We start from the raw sequence: 17,760 nt of genomic DNA, 5'->3' as shown, positions 1-17,760 counted from the left end.
TGCGCGTGGCACATAGGAAAAACCCCATGAATCCCATTGTCACAAGCGCGCTTTGTGCGCTCTTAGTTTTCGCCGGCGGCGTCGGCGGAATCGTCTTGCACCGTTTGTTGCCAGAGACCCACCAGACCATAGAAACCCGCGATGTCGTACGACTGGCCATCGGGATGCTATCGGTACTGGCGTCGCTCGTGCTTGGGCTGTTGATTTCGACGGCGAAGGCGTCGTCCGATAGCACCGACCATGATGTCCGTAGTTTTTCAGCTGATGTGATTCTGCTCAGCGAAACGTTGCGTGACTACGGGCAGACTGCGGCGATCCCGGCAGGGCTGCTGCGGGACTTTACGGTGCAAACGATCCGAGACATTTGGCCGACGGACGAGGCGCCTGCCGAGTTGGCAGACGAGCGGACAGGACAAACACTGGAACACGTCCGGGAACAGATTCGAGCATTGAAGCCGGTGGATGCGGGGCAACACTGGCTGCAGGATCAGGCACTGCAGAGCGTCACATCGTTGATTCGGCAGCGATGGCAACTAATCGAACACCAAGGGCCGAACATCCGCCCAATCGTCCTGATCGTACTCGTATCGTGGATTACGGTGATTTTCGCGAGCTTCGGATTCAATGCACCTCAGAATGCGACCGTAGTTACCGCGTTTATGGTCGGCGCATGCGCGATTGGAGGCGCTATCTTCTTGGTTCTAGCGATGGACAATCCATTTCACGGCCTCTTGAGAATATCATCGATCCCGATGCAGAATGCCCTTTTGCATGTGACGTCCTGGTCGAGATAAACAGGAAAGGCGCGACATGCAAAGAGGCGAGCATAGAGTAGTTAAAGGTGTCATTGTCGCCACGGTGGTGGTGCTCGTCGTGATGGGCATAACGGACGTCGAGACGTATTCTTGGTTGAAGTCGCTCGCGAGCAATGCGTACCACGCAGCGAACCGCGCGCGGCACATGTAATAGGTCGGGAAAGCGGCCAGGCCGCATGACAAGGAAAACATAATGATGAAGACGGGAAACGGGGCGGGACTGATCACGAGAGTTGTGATGCTCTCTGCTGCTGTTTTCATCGGCGGATGTGCTAGCACCCCTCCAACGAAGATCGGCGGAGATACCTACTATTCGTCAAAGACGAACACGGCAGGAATCTTCGGGGACGTGAGCGCGGTGAGCGGGAAGTTGATGGTTGAGGGCAATCAGTTTTGCGCTTCGATGGATAAAGAGTTCGAACTGGTGACGCAAACAACCACCTCCAATATTCCTGGCGTTCGGTTGGGCGGGGCGTCGATCACGTTCAGATGCGTCGTGCATGCCAACGACGTTCATATGCGCCCGGACAATGGAGTCACGACAACTACGACTCAATAGACCCGTCGCCGGATGGTTGTAAAGCGATAGGAAAAGCGCTCGCGCCGGTCGCGCCGGCCACACAGGAAAACGAGAGAGAGCATGGGACAAGCAAAACAACGCGGGGCGCGGGACCAGCGGATGGCGCAAGCCAAGCAGCGCGTCAACGATGCGCCGCGAATGACTGATCCGACCGACACGCTCAAAGCATTCCAGAACGCCCTACGTGATGGCTTATTTACGCCTGAGAGATGTGAGCTGGACCGCGAGCTTTTTGTCCATCTGGACCATCCCAACGGTAAGCCCCGCTTCACCTACGTGCGCTTAGAGGGCGAGACGGTCACGTCGCTTGGCGTCTTTGTCGTTGTCGAGCCGATCGAGGGTGTTGCGTGCTTCCATCTAGGTTATGCGGTGCCTCCCGTATATAGGGGGCACGGCTTTGCTTCAGACCTAGTTCTTGCCGCGATTGGTGAAATGCGACACGGTTTTGGTCGCGCAGGCGTGAAGAATTTTTGCATCGAAGCGGTCGTGGGCGCCGACAACGCTGCGTCGCAGCGGGTGGCCGAAAAGATCGGGTTCGGCGAGCCGAAGGAGATAACAGATCAGGTCCGCGGAAAACCGGCGCTTCAGTATGTGCTTCAGGTTAATACTTAAACCTATCGGTAGACGAACATGGCGCGCCAATATCGTTACGGCGACAAGGCAACCTGGGATATGGTCGGCGACGCGGTAATTGCGATGGGCCGGCCGGTCAGCACCGCAGAGGTGCGCGACTATCTTGTTGCTCAAGTCCCAGACTTTCGCACAAACAACCTGGGCCCGGATCTGTCCGTGCTATCGGTCAACTGCTACTCGCGGGCAAATCATGCCGTCAACACGAAACCTCGACTGACCGATACCGGCAACAAGTACGATCGTCTTGTCCGTATAGGTAAAGGCCGAGGGGTGAAATTCGCAGAATACAATCCGGCTGTTCATGGCGTGTGGGAGTTAGCCGACGTCGGCGACAAGAAACTTCGTCCGCGCCAGATAGCGACGCCGCAGGCCATCGAGTTAGACGAGGCGCGCAAAAACGCCACGAGCGACGGCGACTTCGACCTGACGGAGGATGCTAGGCGTCGCATCATGCGGACCTTGGTGCAGCGAGAAGGACAGCCTCAGTTTCGTCGCGCGTTGATCGACGAGTATGCCGGTGCATGTGCGATTTCAGGATGCAAGGTTGAAGCATTGCTCGAAGCCGCTCACATCATTCCCTACTTGGGCCCGCATACCAACGACGTCTCGAACGGTCTGCTGCTAAGAGCGGATTTGCATAAGCTCTTCGATCTGCATATGCTTCGCATCGACCCGCAGTTGCGTACCGTTCATCTGTGCGACGAACTCAAGGCGTCCGAATATGCCTGCTTCGAGGGGCGCCTTTTGGGTCCAACGAGGTCTCCAGACAAGGCACCGGCACCGGCATCGCTTCGGCACCACGAGGAACGTTGCACATGGACGTTGGTTGAATCGGCGGAAGAGTAACGGTAACTCCAATAGTCTCGGAAAAGGAATACAAATGGTAAGTCCTCAGCCTGGCCGTACATACATCATGGAGACGTCCGACGGGCGAACCATCATCTTCACGTTCGTGAACCTCGGTCACTACCGCGTGGATGAGAAAGACGTGTTCGCGCCGTCATTCAGTGACCTCGCAGCGCCGTACGCGATCAAAACTTGGCCTGTCGAGTACAACGGGTAGGAAAAGTCGCGCCCACGGTCGCGGCAAACAAAGGAGACGGGGATGCAGGGAACTATAGGTGCAATTGCGTTTATCGCATATTCGCTCGCGCTGTTTCGAGCTGGGAAGACTGATGGTACGGAGCAAGGCCCAATGAAAGCATGGGCGGTCGTTTTCGTGGCCGGGATCGTCTTCGGTGTCTGCGCCCTGCGTTCTTGAAATCGGAAAAGCTCACATGAAAGCCCCCGTCAAACAACGCGACAGGCATCAACACGGATCGGTAGTCGGCCGGGCAACCGGAAGGGCTGGCCTATATGCGATAGCGGCAAGCCTGTTCCTGACAGCTTGCACGGGACAGGTAGTACTGATGCCGCGAGACTCGGGCAAAACGTACTCCGGCGTGATGAAGAGCAACGGCATGGGTAGCGGCACGATTTCCGTCACGATCGAAAAAGTCGCCGACCGTCTCCCGCGCAAGGGTTTCAGGGGTCTTTTTACCCTTAACCGATGTTCGCGAGCGGTTTGTAGGGCGATCTGAGAGGTCGATTTTTTCGCCAGCGGATTGCAAACGACGTACAGCGACTTTTTCAACAGCATCCCTCGGGAAGCGGTCAGCCGGGAGGCGCTGGGTTAAGGGACACTTGTGGGTCGATCACAGGCAGTGGCATGAGGCACGGATCGGCCAACAAGCGCCATCCAGCTAGCGGTCGCGAACGTCCGAACCAGGACAGTTTCCGGACAATCAGGTCGGCACAAGGCAAACGACGGTTCGTTCGCGGAATTACGCGGTCTGCCTCAGTACCTGCAAGCAGACATGGCGGCTTTCGCGCCTGGTCGTCGCACCATCAGCAGGTAAAGGCTGTCGCTATCCTGTGGCCGACGACGTCCGTAAGTTCGCGCGTGACAGATATAGATCCTGCACCTTGGTCACGTACTCTGTCATCTCATCGGCGGCGGCCTGAACGTCGCCGCTCTTGAGCAATGCGATGAAGCGCCGCTTGGACGGCAATGCAAACAGATTCGGTTCGGGGCCGAGGCTGCGAACGAATTGCGCTGTGATTTGCAGGATCGCTTCCATGGTGATCGCAAGGATAGGATTTCTCGTCGCCCGTCCAAGGATCGCGTGAAACTCGAGTCCAATCGACGCACGCTCCGCGAAGTCGCCCGCGTCTTCGGCACGTTGCGTCGCTGCCAGGTTGGCCTCGAGGGCGGCCATATCTTCGCTGGTCAGGCGCGGCGCCGCCGCTTCCACGACGATTCGCTCGATCCGGACGCGCGCTTCGGTGAGTTGCTCTGGCGTGATACTGCCCAGGTGGTAGAGATCGAGCAAACTGGCGACCACCGCGCCTGAACCGCCGGCCACGATAAAGGCGCCTCCCGTCCCGCCTTTCTTCAGCTCCACAAGTCCAGCGATCTCGAGCGAGCGTAATGCCTCGCGCAACGTATTGCGGCTGACGTTGAACGTGCTCGACAGATCACGTTCCGACGGCAACCTGTCGCCGGCCTTCAGTTGTTTCGTCGAAACGAGTTGCCGGATCTGCTGCGCGATCTCGTCCGATGCCCGCTGCGGCTGGATCGGCGCGAAAGGCGAATGAGGGTTCGTCGTGCGATTGGTCGCATCCATCTGAAATATCTCCTTTGGTCCGATCTTCAGTCCATCCGGCCATGGCCGCAAGGGGGAGATCACTAGTTCGCTGCAATTGGGTCTTGGCCGCGACCCTCGGGTATGCACTGATGGCCTGTTGGATCGATGGTAGTACCATCGATCCAACGCTGCATGATATCAATCCTTTCGGGACGATCCAATGAACACGCGCAACGACATCGGTCCAATTCAACCGGACCTGATCAGGTCATCCGTTTCAGGAGGGTCGTCCACCTATCGATGGAGGGTGCTGGCGCTGGTCTGGGCCGCATTCGTGCTCAGTTGCGTCGATCGCTACGCGTGGGGGACGATTGCCGCGCCAGTGGGCCAGTCGCTCGGCATCTCGGTGGCGATGCTTGGCGCTTTCTCGACCGCGTTCTACTTCGGCTATGCCACGGCGAACCTCGCCGGTGGCCCTCTGGCCGATCTGGTTGGCGGCCGCACGGCGCTGCTGATGGCGATGCTTCCGCTCGGTGCGGCTACGTTCTGCTTCGGCTACGTGCACACGCTGGCGGCGGGAATCGCTGTGCAGATCCTGATGGGACTTGCGTCCGGCGCGGACTATTGCGCAGGGCTGAAGCTGGTTAATGCGTGGTTCGGACGCGATAAGGGACGCGCGATCGGCATCTTCGCCACCGCGACGTCGATCTCGATCGCGGCAGCGAACGCGGTCGTCCCGGCGCTGAGCACGCTTTATGGCTGGGCGAATGCCTTTCATGCACTCGGTATCGCGACGGCCGCAGTCGGTATCATCGCCTTCCTCGGAGCCGGCCGCGCGCCGAAGAATGTCTCCCGTGAACGCCTGACAGTTGCCCATCTGAAAGCGCTGTCATGCAACCGCGACTTCATCCTGTTGTCCGTGGCAGGTGGCGCGGGTCTGTGGGGTACGATCGGCTTCGTGTCCTGGGCCAATGCCCTGCTGACCAAGCACTTTGGCTTCGCGCCGGCGGTGGCCGGCAGCGTGCTGACCGTCGTGGGCGTCGCCGCATTCTTTTCGAAGCCGCTTATTGGCTGGGCGTCTGATCTGATGCCCCGTTACCGGCGCCATCTCGCGGTCGGTTGCCTGAGCACATTCGCGGTCGTGCTCCTCGTGTTCGGCTTTTGCAGCACGCTCACGCAGTTCTATCTCGTCGCGCCGCTTCTCGGAATCGCCGGCTACGGCTACCTCGCAATACTGATTGCCCAGATCACGAACGTGGCGGGCGCGACTTCGGCCGGCTCCGCTGCCGGCATCAGCAACGCGTTCTGGCAACTCGGTGGCGCGATCGCACCGATCGCTGTCGGCTATACGTTTGCCGGCACCGGCTCATTTCTCTATGCGCTGGTCGTGGTCGCAGTGGGGCCCGTAGTTGCCGCTGTGACACTGCTGTTCATGCGAAAGGACAACGCAGCTATGCCGCGCAGCGCAGCCGCAACTACAGCGCCGGATCATCGCGATTGATAAAACCACAACCCAAAATCCAAGGGACAAGGAGACAGCAATGAAGACGCGGAATCTGATCATGATGACCGGACTGGGAATGGTTGCGCTGCAAGTGCATGCGCAGTCGTCGGTCACGCTTTATGGGTTGATTGACGAGGGCCTGCTTTACAACACCAACTCGTCCGGCAAGCAGGTCGTGTCGCTGGCGAACAGCAATCTGGTCGGCAACCGTTGGGGTTTGAAGGGCAACGAGGATCTGGGTGGCGGCCTCTCTGCGATATTCGTGCTGGAAAACGGGTTCAACGTGACAACTGGCACCTTGGGTCAGGGTGGCGCGGAATTTGGCCGTCAGGCGTACGTGGGAATCGCCGGCAACTTCGGCAAGATCACGTTGGGCCGCCAATACGACCCGCTCGCCGAATACCTGTCGATCTATTCAGCCGCTGCGCCGTGGGCGAGCGTCTATGCAGCGCATCCCGCGGACCTGGATAACCTGAACGCTACGAAGCGAACTAACAACGCCATTAAATTCAGGAGTCCTGATTGGATGGGATTCAGTCTGTCGGCGATGTATGGCGTCGGCGGGATGGCCGGAAACGTGACGGGCAACAGCGTGTGGTCGGTCGCAGTCAATTACATCGGCGGTCCGTTGAGTGCGGGCGTGGCGATGGTCGTCGCGCGCGATCCGAATTACTCGTACTGGGGCACGAATCCCTCGGCAAACTCGGCCGCCTCGACGAGCGCGCTGAACATGGCCAGTCCGATCATCAGCGGATACGCGTCCGCACGGACGCAGCAGATCGTCGCGGGCGGCGGGACCTACAAGATCGGTAACGCCATGCTCGGTCTGGTTGTCAGCGATACGCGGCTCCAGGACATCGGATCAGAGTCAGGTCACGGCCTGAATCCGCGAGGGATACACGGTGGCGAGGCGGTATTCGACACGGCCGAATTCAGTTTCCTTTACCGGTTCACGCCTGCGCTGCAGGCGGGTATCGCATATCAGTTCACCACGACGAAATCGCCAGTCGATCAACCCAACGCGCGCTACAACCAACTCACCATTGGGACCGACTATTTGCTGTCGAAACGTACCGATCTCTACGCAGTCGCGACGTACCAGCGCGCGTCGGGGGTCGACTCGACCGGCAAAGCAGCGGTTGCCGCGCTCGCATCGCTTGGCTCGGTGTCGTCGGTTGGCAAGCAGGCCGTCGCGGTGCTGGGCATCCGGCATCGGTTCTGATGAGAAAAGTTCACCACGGCATTTCATCACACTACTGAGGAGCTCCCTGTGGAACTCAAAGTCACTGCATATGAAGTGGACACCGACGGCGTTGCGACCGTTCGCTTCAATCGTCCCGACCGAGGCAACTCGTGGACCACGCGCATGAACGCCGAGTACCGGCACATCATGGCATTGCTCGACGCCGATCCTGCCGTCAGGGTAGTTGTGCTCACCGGTGCAGGCAAACAGTTTTGCGTCGGCGCGGACTTCAAGGCACTAGATCTCTACGCCGGCGGCGACAAGGATTACATCGTCAGCGTGCGCCCAGACGATTTCGCGCAGCCGGGGCATGGTGTGCGCGATGAGTTCAATCACGAACTGGTGTGGCATTGGGGATTGAGAAAACCCGTGATCGCCGCGATCAATGGCGCGTGTGCGGGCATTGCCGTTGCAATCGCGGGATTTTGCGATCTGCGCTACGCGATCGAAGGCGCGAAGTTGACGACCGCGACCGCGCGTCTCGGACTTCCCGCCGAGTACGGCCTCGCATGGATTCTTCCGCGTTTGATGGGCGTCACGCATGCAGCGGACGTTTTGTTGACAGGGCGTATCTTCCTCGCCGAAGAAGCAAGGCACATGGGCTTTCTCAATGACGTGTTCAGTGTGGAAGAGTTCGATGCTCGCGTCAAAGCGATTGCGCGGACGATCGCCACGACGGTATCGCCACAGGCAGCACTGACGACAAAGCGTCAGCTCTACGGCGAATTGATGGAGCTGAACGTAGGCGAATGCATAGAGCAGTCGAAAGTGTTGATCAACGAGTTGATGCGCGGCGGCGACTATCGCGAAGGTGTCGAGGCGTTGCAACAGCGTCGTCTGCCGCGCTTTGACAGTCTTCCGGGGAGCCGGTCATGAACGCGATGACATCCGCGATCGAAAGCTCAACGATCCAGCGCTGGGGCACCGGCATCGTACGAGGCACCGTGAATCATCATCCCTGCCGGATGTACGACATCAGGCCGAAGTCGCTCTGCGAGTTGCTGATCGACGCGCAGCGCTGGGCGGATCGGACAATGCTCGTCCAGGGTGACAGGCGTTTGAGCGGGGCGCAGCACGTGGTTGCGGTGGCGCGCACGGCAAAGCTGCTACGAGCGCACGGCGCCAGAAGCGGCGACCGGATCATGTTGCTGGGCTTCAATCACATTGAATGGCTCGTTGCGTTCTGGGCAATCCAGTGCATCGGCGCCACGGCTGTCTTTGGCAATCGCTGGTGGAGCGATGAAGAGACGGCGGCGGCATTCACGTTGATCGAACCTTCTATCGTTTTGACGGACAGGCTTTCGTCAGACGCCAGCGAGCCAGCGCATGTGAGCTTTGAGACAGTGCGGCATGCCATTGACGACATCACTGATGTGCCGTTCGCTCCCGAATCTGTCGACGAGGACGCGCCGGCCGTGATCATTTTCACGTCAGGCACGACCGGCGTGGCAAAGGGCATTGTGATGTCACACCGGTCGGTGATTGCGAACATCCAGAATCTGCTGGTCCTCACTGGCCGTCTGCCATCGGCTTTGCCGGCGTCGCACGCAGGAACCGTCAGCCTGATGACGATGCCGTTGTTCCATCTCGCGGGCCTTCAGATTCAGATCATGAACCTGCTGTCAGGCGGCACGCTGGTTTTTCTTGAGGGCCGTTTCGATGCCCTCGAAGTCTTGCGGCTGATCGAGCGCGAACAGGTGCGCGCGTGGGGCAGCGTCCCCACGATGGTCTCGCGTGTTATTCACCATGACGACTTCGCGAAGTACGACACCGCGAGCATTGCGTCGATACCCATGGGTGGTGCGGCCATCCCGCACGAGCTACGAGCGGAAATCGCTCGCGCGTTTCCGAAGACGCAGAAGCGGGTCGGCAACATGTATGGCCTGACCGAAGCTGGCGGTGTGCTGGCCGCGGGGTCCGGAAAGGACCTGGACGAGCGACCGCAATGCGTCGGTAAGCCGTTGCCGACCGTCGAAGTGCGGATCAGCAATCCAAATCTGGATGGCGTCGGCGAGATTATGGCGCGCACACCGAGCGCAACCAGCGGGTTCGTCGGCGACCCGACGCCGATTGACGACGCCGACGGGTGGATCGCGACCGGCGATCTGGGACGCCTCGACGGCGATGGCTATCTATATGTGGTCGGCCGACAAAAGGACACCATTATCCGTGGCGGCGAGAACATCGCGAGCGTGCATGTCGAACGTTGCATCCGGACGCATCCCGACGTACTCGAAGCCGCCGTTGTGCCGCTGCCGCACGCGGATCTCGGTGAAGAGGTGGGGGCTGCAGTTGTGCTGCGCGATGGCGCGACCGTCAGTGCCGCCGACCTGACGCGTCACGCGGCGCAACACCTCGCCAAATTTGAAGTGCCCACGCGCTGGTGGTTGACGTACGACGCGCTGCCGACCAATGCATCCGGCAAGGTCGTGAAGCGCGACGTCGTGCAGCGCTGGCCCCGTGATGTCAGCTCGCTTTGACTCTCTTACGGAAAGACCATGAACGGCGTTCTTGATGGAATTCGTGTACTGGACCTGACGCAAATGGTGGCCGGCCCGTTGTGTACATTGCTGCTCGGCGATCTGGGGGCGGACGTGATCAAGGTCGAGCCGCCCGACGGCGACGCGAGCAGGCAGATTGGTGTGAATCGGGCGTGTGGCGAAAGCGATTATTTTCTGAGCCTCAACCGTAACAAGCGCAGCATCGTGCTGGATCTGAAGTCTGCGCAAGGCATCGACACCCTTAAGGCGCTTGCGAGCCATTCGGACATTGTCGTCGAGAATTTCAGGCCGGGAACGATGGAGAAACTCGGTATCGGCTACGACGTGCTATCTACCCTCAATCCGGGACTCGTCTACTGCGGCATGTCCGGATTCGGCAACGACGGACCCTATCGCGACCGGCCGGCGCTCGATCCGGTCATTCAGGCGATGTCCGGCGTAATGCAACTCACCGGCACGCCCGACAGTGGTCCGCTCAAAGCAGGTGTACTCATTTCCGACTTCGTGCCGCCTTTGTTTGGCACGATCGGCGTGATGGCGGCTTTGTACGCGCGCTCGTCGAGCGGGAAGGGGCAGCGCGTTGACGTATCGATGCTGGACGCAACGGTTTTTTCTATGATCCCTCGAGAGGGATTTTATTTCTCCACCGGACAGACTCCGGGTCGATTCGGCAACGCGCACTATCAGATATCGCCGTGGAATACATACAGAACGCGCGACGACAGGTACGTCATGGTGGTGGCTCACGCTGAAAAATTCTGGCGCTCGCTCGCGATAGCAGTGGGGCGACCGGATTTGTTGGAAGACCTGCGCTTCAAGTCGAACGGGGAACGGCTGGCACATCGGGAGGCGCTGGAAGCGGAACTGAGCGGTGCGTTTGCGGCTGATACGCTGGCCGGTTGGAGCGAGCGTCTGACGGAGGCTGGCGTCTTGTTTGCGCCAGTGCGCAATTTCGAAGAGGTGTTCGCTGATCCTGTCGTGCGCGATGGAATCGTGCAGTCAGTCCGGCATCCAACGGCAGGCGATGTGTCGGTACTCAGAAATCCGATCAAGATGTCGGCGAACAGCGTGGACATAAGACTGCCGCCGCCATTGCTCGGAGAGCACACCGAGCAGGTTATGCAGACACGCCTCACGCGCAACGTCCGGTAGCAGCCGGGTTGCGGACGTTGGGGGTTGCGGGGTCCACCGGCCGTAGTGGGATCAGAGACATTCGAACTGCACACCTCGCGGCCGCTTGGGGCGCGTAAATTTCCCTTTCTTGAGATGCCCTCAGATTGGCGACGTTCCGCTGACGGAAATTCGATAAAGTACTATTTGCCGAGCTAATCGGTAGCACACTTGGGTACGAATGTCTGCTGATCGGCGAGTTGCAGCCGGGCCGCTATGGATCGGCGGTCGGTCTCGACCTTCGCAGTCGGTGAGGAGGAGACAACCCCAATGCATTCCTGCGCACCAGGCACGCGCTCCTTGAAGCCTCCAGCTTTCAAGGAATGCTACCGGCGGGGATCGTGCAGCAACCTCGCGCCGGCAGCGGTTCATACGTCTTCAATGCGTGGTGACGACAAGAATCCCGCCATTCGGGAAAGCCGCGGCACCTGGCTGAAAGGGCACGTACGCCTGACCAGACGCGCCATCCACCGCGACCGAATGCACGCCGGTGCCCACTGGCAGCTGGTCGATGAGCGTACGCGTCGACGCGTCGACTACACCCAGTATCGGCGTAAAGCCGGAGGATGCCGCGGTGCCGGACGAGGTCTCATGGCGTGCCGGTAGAAAATAGCGGTTCGACACAGGATCGTACGTGATCTGATCGACTCCGCCGAACGGAAATTTCGCCAGTGTGGCACCCGTCGTGCGATCGAGGATCAACGTGATGAGCGGCTTCCCTGCGGGCGGATCGCAGCCCACCAGCATGTCGTTGTTCGGACCGAGATCGAGTCCCGTCGGCGCGCATGTGCCGAGCGGGAACACCTTGCTGACTGCCGGTGTGCCGGCGACCACCGAACTCGCGGCAATCACGTTCACCTCACCTTCCGGATTGGCCGGCGTGCCGTCGTTATTGACGATGAAGCTCTTCGATTTCGAGTCGTACACGCACGCTTCGAGACCAGACGACGTCGCGAACGTAAGCTTCGCGACGATCGCCTGCGTCTTCGTTGAAATGAAAGTCGCGAACGGAGGCGCCTCGCCCGGGCTCGAAAACATTACCAGGTTATCGTCCGGGTCATAACAGCCTTCGTCGACGCGGTGCCCCGCGGTGCTGATCGGGATGGTGCCGACGACCTGCTGCGCGGCGACGTCGACGATCTTCACCGCGTTGACGTCGCCGACATATATGGTGTTCGTGCCGGGAATCCCGACGAGCCCGTCCGGGCCGGAAGTATCGGATGTCGCGCCGACGCCGGTGAAGCCGCCCTTGATCTGTGCAATGAGCGTGTTGCTCTTCGTGTCGACGACGTCGACCGCCGCGTTGTTGCGGTCCGCAAGGAAGTACTTGCCGCTACCGGCGTAACTGATGTCGAAACTGAACGGCGGGGTTGCCGAATTGGGCACCGCGACGGTGGTCTTGATGGTCGGCGCAGTGGAGGTGACGTCCGAGCCTCCACCGCACGATGCGAGCAAAATCGATGCGCCAAGCGTTAACGCTAACAAAAGCTGTCTTTGCATTGTTGTCTCCGGAACAGGTCCGCACGTTCGATCCAGAACGGGAACCATTATTGGCTGCGAGATGGCGAGGCGAGGCCACGAATGGACGCCACGTCAGCAAGCACACTAGGACGAGCAATGCGGAATGTCGAAGACATAATTTTCAGCCGGCGCAAAAAGGCGCGCGGTCTTGCGCGCCAAGTGGAATATTTCGTTGCGTATTCAACCAGTTATATGATTACTCTCGATTTGGTAAATTCAGTTGATACATTTTGATTTTACTAACGGATTGTTGGCAGCTCGTATGGAACGCGAAAGCCTATGTGCGATCGATTTCTATCTGCGAACGTCGTCGCACGAACCGGCCGGCGACAGTCTCAGACCGGCGGCAAGTTCGGTCATTCAGCACTGGAGCGCGAATGGCTGCTCACCGCCGCAACCGAGACATTTCTCGCCGTTCGCAAGTACAAAAATCTGGACCACGTGCGAACTGCGCCAGAACTCAGTCAGCGTTTTCGATGAACCTAGTCGCCAACTGTTGGGGCGAACTTCTCGAAGTAGAAATTGACGGGGTTCAGTTTCTCAGCCGCCAGCCAGCTGCGAACCGCCTCGACCATGGGAGGCGGCCCGCACACGTAGATATCGACGTCCCCACCATTGATGTCGTCTTTCGTGATCTGTTGCGTCACATATCCACGCCGCGGTTGTGCGCTGGTCTCATCCACGACGGTAGTGATATAGCTGAAACCTGGAAGCTGTGTTGCCAGCTTATCGAGCCTATCTAGACCGACAAGATCGTCGTCACGATTGACTCCGTAAACAAGCCGGACCGACGGCAGGTCATTGCGTTCCAAGCTCGCCATATACTGCAGCATCGACAGAAACGGAGCCAGTCCGGTGCCACCTGCGAGCATTAGGATCGGGCGTACTGGCTCCCGGAGGTAGAACGCGCCGTATGGCCCGTCAAACGCAAACGTTTCGGTGATCGTCGCTTGGTCCCGGAGGTATCCGCTCATTTTCCCGTTCGGCACGTCACGAACCAGAAAGGTCGCATGGCTACTTCCAGGCATGGAGCTGTACGAATATGCACGTGACTCCGTGGTCCCCGGAATACGGAGCTGCGCGTACTGCCCCGGTAGAAAATCCACCTTTGAGGAAGGATCAATTGCCAGCGTGAACTGCAGCGTGGACGAGCTACCACGGTCGATCTCCGTTAGCTGGCCCGTCATGGTCGATTTCTTGACCTGGCATGCCGAAGACGACGCGAGGATCCGTATCACGCAGTCAGTGCGCGCCCGCATCTGGCAAGGGAGCACAAAACCCTCGCGTGCCTCATCGGCGCTGAGGGCGTCCTCGATATAGTCGCCGCCGTCATACTCCCCGCGCTCACAGAGACCCTTACAGGTCCCACACACTCCGTTTCTGCAATCGAGGGGGATACTGATGCCTTGCTGGTATGCGGCGTCGGCTACAGTTTCGTTTTCAGACGACGTGATGAAATATGTAACATCGTCCTCGAACCGCAAAGCAATTGAGTGAAACATGATAAGCGCCTACCCACAAAAATCACACGTGATACACGTCGATAACCTGGTGAATCAGGTCATTCTTCAGCACCACCTTCTTGTTCAGGATTGACAGTCCGGAGCTGCTGACCTTCAAGGTGTAGAACGAGGTTCCGAAGTAGTGATCGAGCAACTTGAAGCGATAATTCATCGTGTGCCAGTTAAAGCGCGCTTCGATCTGTCCTTCAGCTCGTTCAAGGATCTCGACGTTGGCGATGTTGTGAGTAGTGCGAGGTTCAGGAGTGCTGGCACCTGAGCGCTCTGACCTGAGCCGGAAAACACGGTCTTCAAGTCCCATGCGATCAGGATAGTAGATCAGCGACACATGCTTCCGCGGGTTGTCGACGAGCGTATCGGCATCATCCCAGCACGGCATCCAGAACACCGCCTTCGGGTCATAGCACTCAAGCCATTCGTCCCAGCTGCGGTCGTCGAGAAGACGAGCTTCGCGAAAGATGAACGCGCAAACGTCCAAGTATGAGCTTTCTAATGAAGTCATTGTGCGACCTCAACTGGCTGAACTTTAAACACTTTCGGTTCACCCTCAATGCCGCGGAGCATCGTTTCGGCCCAATACGTGTGCTGCAGCACGAACAATCCTTCATCTTCCATTCGCGCACCGCTCATGAGTGGTGCAAGACCGAGGCGACGCGCGTTATCGTCGGGTCCACTAATCCAGCGTGGTGCGCCCCTGCTCAGGTCATTCCACTCAGCTGCGCTACCCCTGTAGCCGCTTTGACATGCGCGGAACTCCTCGAGATCGTCAGGCGTTCCCATGCCGCTGACGTTGAAGAAATCCTCGTATTGACGGATTCGTGCATTGCGGACCTCCTCACTCTCGTCGCGCGGTGCGAAGCAGTAGATGGTGACTTCGGTCTTGTCGACCGAGATCGGACGGACGACCCGAATTTGAGTGGAGATCTGATCCATCACGTACAAATTCGGATAGATACACAGGTTGCGCGTCTGGTTGACGATGGCGTCGGCCACCTCTTCACCAACACGTGCCTTCAACTCTTCGCGTCTGGCGAACACGGGCCGAACTTCCGGATTGGGGAGCCGCGTCCAAAGAAGCATGTGCCCGTGTTCGAATGTGTAGGTGCCACCGACGTTTTTTTTCGACCAGGTGGTGACGTCAACGGTGCGAATCGTGTCGCTCGAACGATCTCGGCGCCCGATCGTAGCGACGTAGTTCCAGTGCACCGAGCCGACGTGGTATCCGTCGCCGCCGTTTTCGACCTGCAGTTTCCAGTTTCCGTCATAGATGTACGAAGAACTTCCCCGCAGCACTTCAAGCTCGCCGGGCGTCTGGTCGATGACCTGATCGAGTATGGCCTTGCTGCCTCCCAGGTGCTCCTCGATGGGGCATGCGTCCGGATTCATCGAGCCGAACAGAAAGCCGCGATAGTTCGCGAACGATGGAACACGCGTAAGATCGTGCGAGCCGTCAACGTTAAAGCCTTCCGGATAGTTGTCATCCTGACCATCTTTGACCTTGAGCAGCTTGCCGGTGTTGCTGAATGTCCAACCATGGAACTGGCAGGTGAACGTGCTTCTGTTGCCCTGTTTGCGACGGCACAGCTCTGCGCCTCGATGCGCGCACGCGTTGATCACAGCGCTCAGATTTCCCGCCTTGTCACGCGTGACGATGACGGGTTGTCGACCGATGTTTGAGACGAGATAGTCGTTGGGATTTGCCACCTGACTTTCGTGGGCGAGAAATACCCAGTTCTGCTCGAATATGTACTTCATTTCATAGTCGAACAGAACCGCATCGGTGAAGATATCGCGGCGGCATCGGAAATTCCCGGCGATCGGGTCGTTCTGCACAGCGTTGGAAATCAATTGACGCAAGACACTCGTGCCCGTGCCTCCAATGAGTGGGGTACTCATGGTTTGCTCCTCCAAGAATTGTGGTGTTACCCATTCTTATCGAGGATGAGCCCCGGCAATATCCGCGCCATGCACACTTGCTGTCCACTTTCTGCACGTCCAACAGTGGACAGCCGGTTTAAACAGCTATCGGGAGCGACTGAGGGTTTGCGATGGCAACTCGCCGAAGCGGGCCTTATAGACTGCCGAGAAACGGCCAAGATGCGAGAAACCGTATCGCATCGCGATATCGGTCACATTGTCTGAGGGACGGGCACGCCGGAGATCGGCGCGGACGCGTCCAAGCTTGAGGCTTTGAATGAAATCGCGAGGACTTTCCTGAGCGTGGATCTTGAACAGCACATAAAGCTTTCTCAGGCTGACATTTGCCAAACTTGCAATCTCTTCGAGAGTAATGTTCTCTTGCAGATTCGCAAGGATATAGTCCTTTATCTTGCTGAATACCTGACTATCTCCCGGCGAGCGCGCATCAACCGTATTCGTTTCAAGCTGAGAAAGGAGCTTGCGTAAGAGGATCTGGGCATAGTGTTGCTGTATTGTCGGAGTGCACGTCGTGTTTTCGGCTTCCTCGCACATCAGTGAGAGCAAGCCAGCAAGTCCGTCAACGGATGACAGCGCATGCACCGGCCTTAGGAAACGAATACCGTCATGCGGCCAGCTTTGGCGCTCCTCGAAGCGCATCGCCTCCAGCGCTTCTACAGGAAGCGTGACTATCAGTTTTTCACAGTCGTTGGAGTACCGAACACGTATTGGGTCAGATGGATTAACCAGAAGAAATTCGCCCGGTCTGAACTGATGTCGGCTCTCTGTTCCTGTCCAGGCAAAAGTGCCCCTAAGCAGGACTTGAAGCTGGTAGGAATCAACGAGCGCTTCGGTCGTGATGTCGACCTGATTTCCATAGCTGATATCACAAAGCCCGATGTCCGAGAATTTGCGGAAAAGCAGCCTGGCATGTGCAGTCGTAGCGGACGTTAGCTGGATCGAATGTCGGCCAACAAAGGCGTTGACGTACGCCGAAACGTCTCGCGGGTCGGCGCTATCGAAAATCGAACTTTTTGTTGATAGATGAATAGACTGCAGGAGCGCTGCCATGTGACCCTATCTGTATGGAGGATGATCTGCTTGACACTGACTTAGCTACAGGACGCCATGTTTTGTACATTCGGGTAAACGCAAGTATGTGGGGTGTGCCAGATGAGGATATGTCTATGTCGCACGCTACCCAGAGCTTTGCGGCCATGGCAGTTAGCCCTTTCGAGGTCATCTTAACTGACCTGACCAATAGGTAATCCGGACTTTGTCGGACAGATTCCCGGCACCATCATGTAGGCATCAAAGATGGTGGCCGCAGGCGAAGTTGCAATTCCAGTGGCCGAGACATATAGGTTTTGAGGAAATCGGCGCCGCAATCTCCCATCACGTGCGAGGCGGAAAAGTTCTTCTGAAAGCCGGAGACTAGGCGCAGCGTGCCAGGCCCCGGCCGGCCTGGAACAAAGGAACTCGTCGCCATTCCTTCTCTAAGCAAATGAAGTATGACCACTTCTCATCTGAACAGAGGTAACGGCCCTGGCTCGTAACGGCCCAGGCTCGAAGATCCGCTCCGGCCTAGGATTTGTCGATAGACTCGAAGGAATGAATGACCCTTGTATCTCTCGGAAGCCGCCGCTGACGTGGCACGGGTCCAACGGCGGTTGAGGGTCGAAGGACTAAACCGCTCGCGCGGTAGGGGCTACGGTCTGACGCTGGAGGT

17 protein-coding genes are annotated in these 17,760 nt (G+C 58.3%); 11 read left to right on the top strand and 6 right to left on the bottom strand.

The annotated features are described in order from the left end of the window. The first annotated feature begins 26 nt into the window (after nucleotides 1-26). The 6 genes from M0D64_RS31885 to M0D64_RS31860 all read left to right on the top strand — a co-directional run bounded on the left by M0D64_RS31885 (nucleotide 27) and on the right by M0D64_RS31860 (nucleotide 3,091). A complete protein-coding gene (locus M0D64_RS31885) occupies nucleotides 27-794 on the top strand; it encodes a hypothetical protein (RefSeq protein WP_266260725.1) in 768 nt (255 codons plus the stop codon). Nucleotides 795-810: 16 nt separating this feature from the next. Beyond that, nucleotides 811-966, top strand: a complete 156-nt coding sequence (locus M0D64_RS31880; protein WP_266260724.1) for a hypothetical protein — start codon at nucleotides 811-813, stop codon at nucleotides 964-966. Nucleotides 967-1,008: 42 nt separating this feature from the next. Next, on the top strand, nucleotides 1,009-1,374 hold the full coding sequence (locus M0D64_RS31875; protein WP_266260723.1) for a hypothetical protein: 366 nt from the start codon (nucleotides 1,009-1,011) through the stop codon (nucleotides 1,372-1,374). An 81-nt stretch (nucleotides 1,375-1,455) separates the two neighbouring features. Then, on the top strand, nucleotides 1,456-2,007 hold the full coding sequence (locus M0D64_RS31870; protein WP_266260722.1) for a GNAT family N-acetyltransferase: 552 nt from the start codon (nucleotides 1,456-1,458) through the stop codon (nucleotides 2,005-2,007). An 18-nt stretch (nucleotides 2,008-2,025) separates the two neighbouring features. Then, nucleotides 2,026-2,874, top strand: a complete 849-nt coding sequence (locus tag M0D64_RS31865) for an HNH endonuclease (RefSeq protein WP_266260721.1) — start codon at nucleotides 2,026-2,028, stop codon at nucleotides 2,872-2,874. A gap of 34 nt (nucleotides 2,875-2,908) precedes the next feature. Next, the gene (locus tag M0D64_RS31860) at nucleotides 2,909-3,091 is read left to right on the top strand and encodes a hypothetical protein (RefSeq protein WP_266260720.1); all 183 of its coding nucleotides are present in this window, start codon (nucleotides 2,909-2,911) and stop codon (nucleotides 3,089-3,091) included. Nucleotides 3,092-3,935: 844 nt separating this feature from the next. Here M0D64_RS31860 and M0D64_RS31855 read toward each other — a convergent pair. Beyond that, nucleotides 3,936-4,694, bottom strand: coding sequence for a FadR/GntR family transcriptional regulator (locus M0D64_RS31855; RefSeq protein ID WP_266260719.1), 759 nt, complete (start codon nucleotides 4,692-4,694; stop codon nucleotides 3,936-3,938). A 181-nt stretch (nucleotides 4,695-4,875) separates the two neighbouring features. Between M0D64_RS31855 and M0D64_RS31850 the strand changes: the two genes are divergently transcribed. The 5 genes from M0D64_RS31850 to M0D64_RS31830 are packed head-to-tail and all read left to right on the top strand — an operon-like array spanning nucleotide 4,876 to nucleotide 11,055. Then, nucleotides 4,876-6,156 carry a nitrate/nitrite transporter gene (locus tag M0D64_RS31850; RefSeq protein ID WP_266260718.1) on the top strand — a complete coding sequence of 427 codons (1,281 nt, stop codon included), beginning with the start codon at nucleotides 4,876-4,878 and terminating at the stop codon, nucleotides 6,154-6,156. A 40-nt stretch (nucleotides 6,157-6,196) separates the two neighbouring features. Then, nucleotides 6,197-7,381, top strand: coding sequence for a porin (locus tag M0D64_RS31845; protein WP_266260716.1), 1,185 nt, complete (start codon nucleotides 6,197-6,199; stop codon nucleotides 7,379-7,381). Between the two features lie 48 nt (nucleotides 7,382-7,429). Then, nucleotides 7,430-8,278, top strand: coding sequence for an enoyl-CoA hydratase-related protein (locus M0D64_RS31840; RefSeq protein WP_266260715.1), 849 nt, complete (start codon nucleotides 7,430-7,432; stop codon nucleotides 8,276-8,278). Continuing rightward, the gene (locus M0D64_RS31835; RefSeq protein WP_266260714.1) at nucleotides 8,275-9,882 is read left to right on the top strand and encodes a class I adenylate-forming enzyme family protein; all 1,608 of its coding nucleotides are present in this window, start codon (nucleotides 8,275-8,277) and stop codon (nucleotides 9,880-9,882) included. The genes M0D64_RS31840 and M0D64_RS31835 overlap by 4 nt, the downstream gene beginning before the upstream one ends. Before the next feature lie 18 nt (nucleotides 9,883-9,900). Then, entirely contained in the window at nucleotides 9,901-11,055 is a 1,155-nt protein-coding gene (locus M0D64_RS31830; protein WP_266260713.1) for a CaiB/BaiF CoA-transferase family protein, read from the top strand. A 396-nt stretch (nucleotides 11,056-11,451) separates the two neighbouring features. Here the strand turns inward: M0D64_RS31830 and M0D64_RS31825 are convergent, their stop codons facing one another. From M0D64_RS31825 to M0D64_RS31805, 5 genes are all read right to left on the bottom strand, one after another. After that, a complete protein-coding gene (locus M0D64_RS31825) occupies nucleotides 11,452-12,573 on the bottom strand; it encodes a hypothetical protein (protein WP_266260712.1) in 1,122 nt (373 codons plus the stop codon). A gap of 503 nt (nucleotides 12,574-13,076) precedes the next feature. After that, nucleotides 13,077-14,096 carry a benzoate 1,2-dioxygenase electron transfer component BenC gene (benC, locus tag M0D64_RS31820; protein WP_266260711.1) on the bottom strand — a complete coding sequence of 340 codons (1,020 nt, stop codon included), beginning with the start codon at nucleotides 14,094-14,096 and terminating at the stop codon, nucleotides 13,077-13,079. A gap of 22 nt (nucleotides 14,097-14,118) precedes the next feature. After that, on the bottom strand, nucleotides 14,119-14,616 hold the full coding sequence (gene benB / locus M0D64_RS31815) for a benzoate 1,2-dioxygenase small subunit (protein ID WP_266260710.1): 498 nt from the start codon (nucleotides 14,614-14,616) through the stop codon (nucleotides 14,119-14,121). Further along, nucleotides 14,613-16,010 (bottom strand): Rieske 2Fe-2S domain-containing protein, encoded by a 1,398-nt coding sequence (locus M0D64_RS31810; RefSeq protein ID WP_266260709.1) that lies wholly within the window; start codon nucleotides 16,008-16,010, stop codon nucleotides 14,613-14,615. Before M0D64_RS31810 ends, benB begins: the two co-directional genes overlap by 4 nt. Nucleotides 16,011-16,136: 126 nt before the next feature. Then, nucleotides 16,137-17,102 carry an AraC family transcriptional regulator gene (locus M0D64_RS31805; protein WP_266260708.1) on the bottom strand — a complete coding sequence of 322 codons (966 nt, stop codon included), beginning with the start codon at nucleotides 17,100-17,102 and terminating at the stop codon, nucleotides 16,137-16,139. Nucleotides 17,103-17,760 lie beyond the last annotated feature (658 nt).

Origin of the sequence: Paraburkholderia sp. WS6 (genome assembly GCF_030464835.1) — a bacterium.
In the GTDB taxonomy this organism is placed as follows: domain Bacteria; phylum Pseudomonadota; class Gammaproteobacteria; order Burkholderiales; family Burkholderiaceae; genus Paraburkholderia; species Paraburkholderia madseniana.
This window is presented reverse-complemented; position numbering and strand designations above follow the sequence as displayed.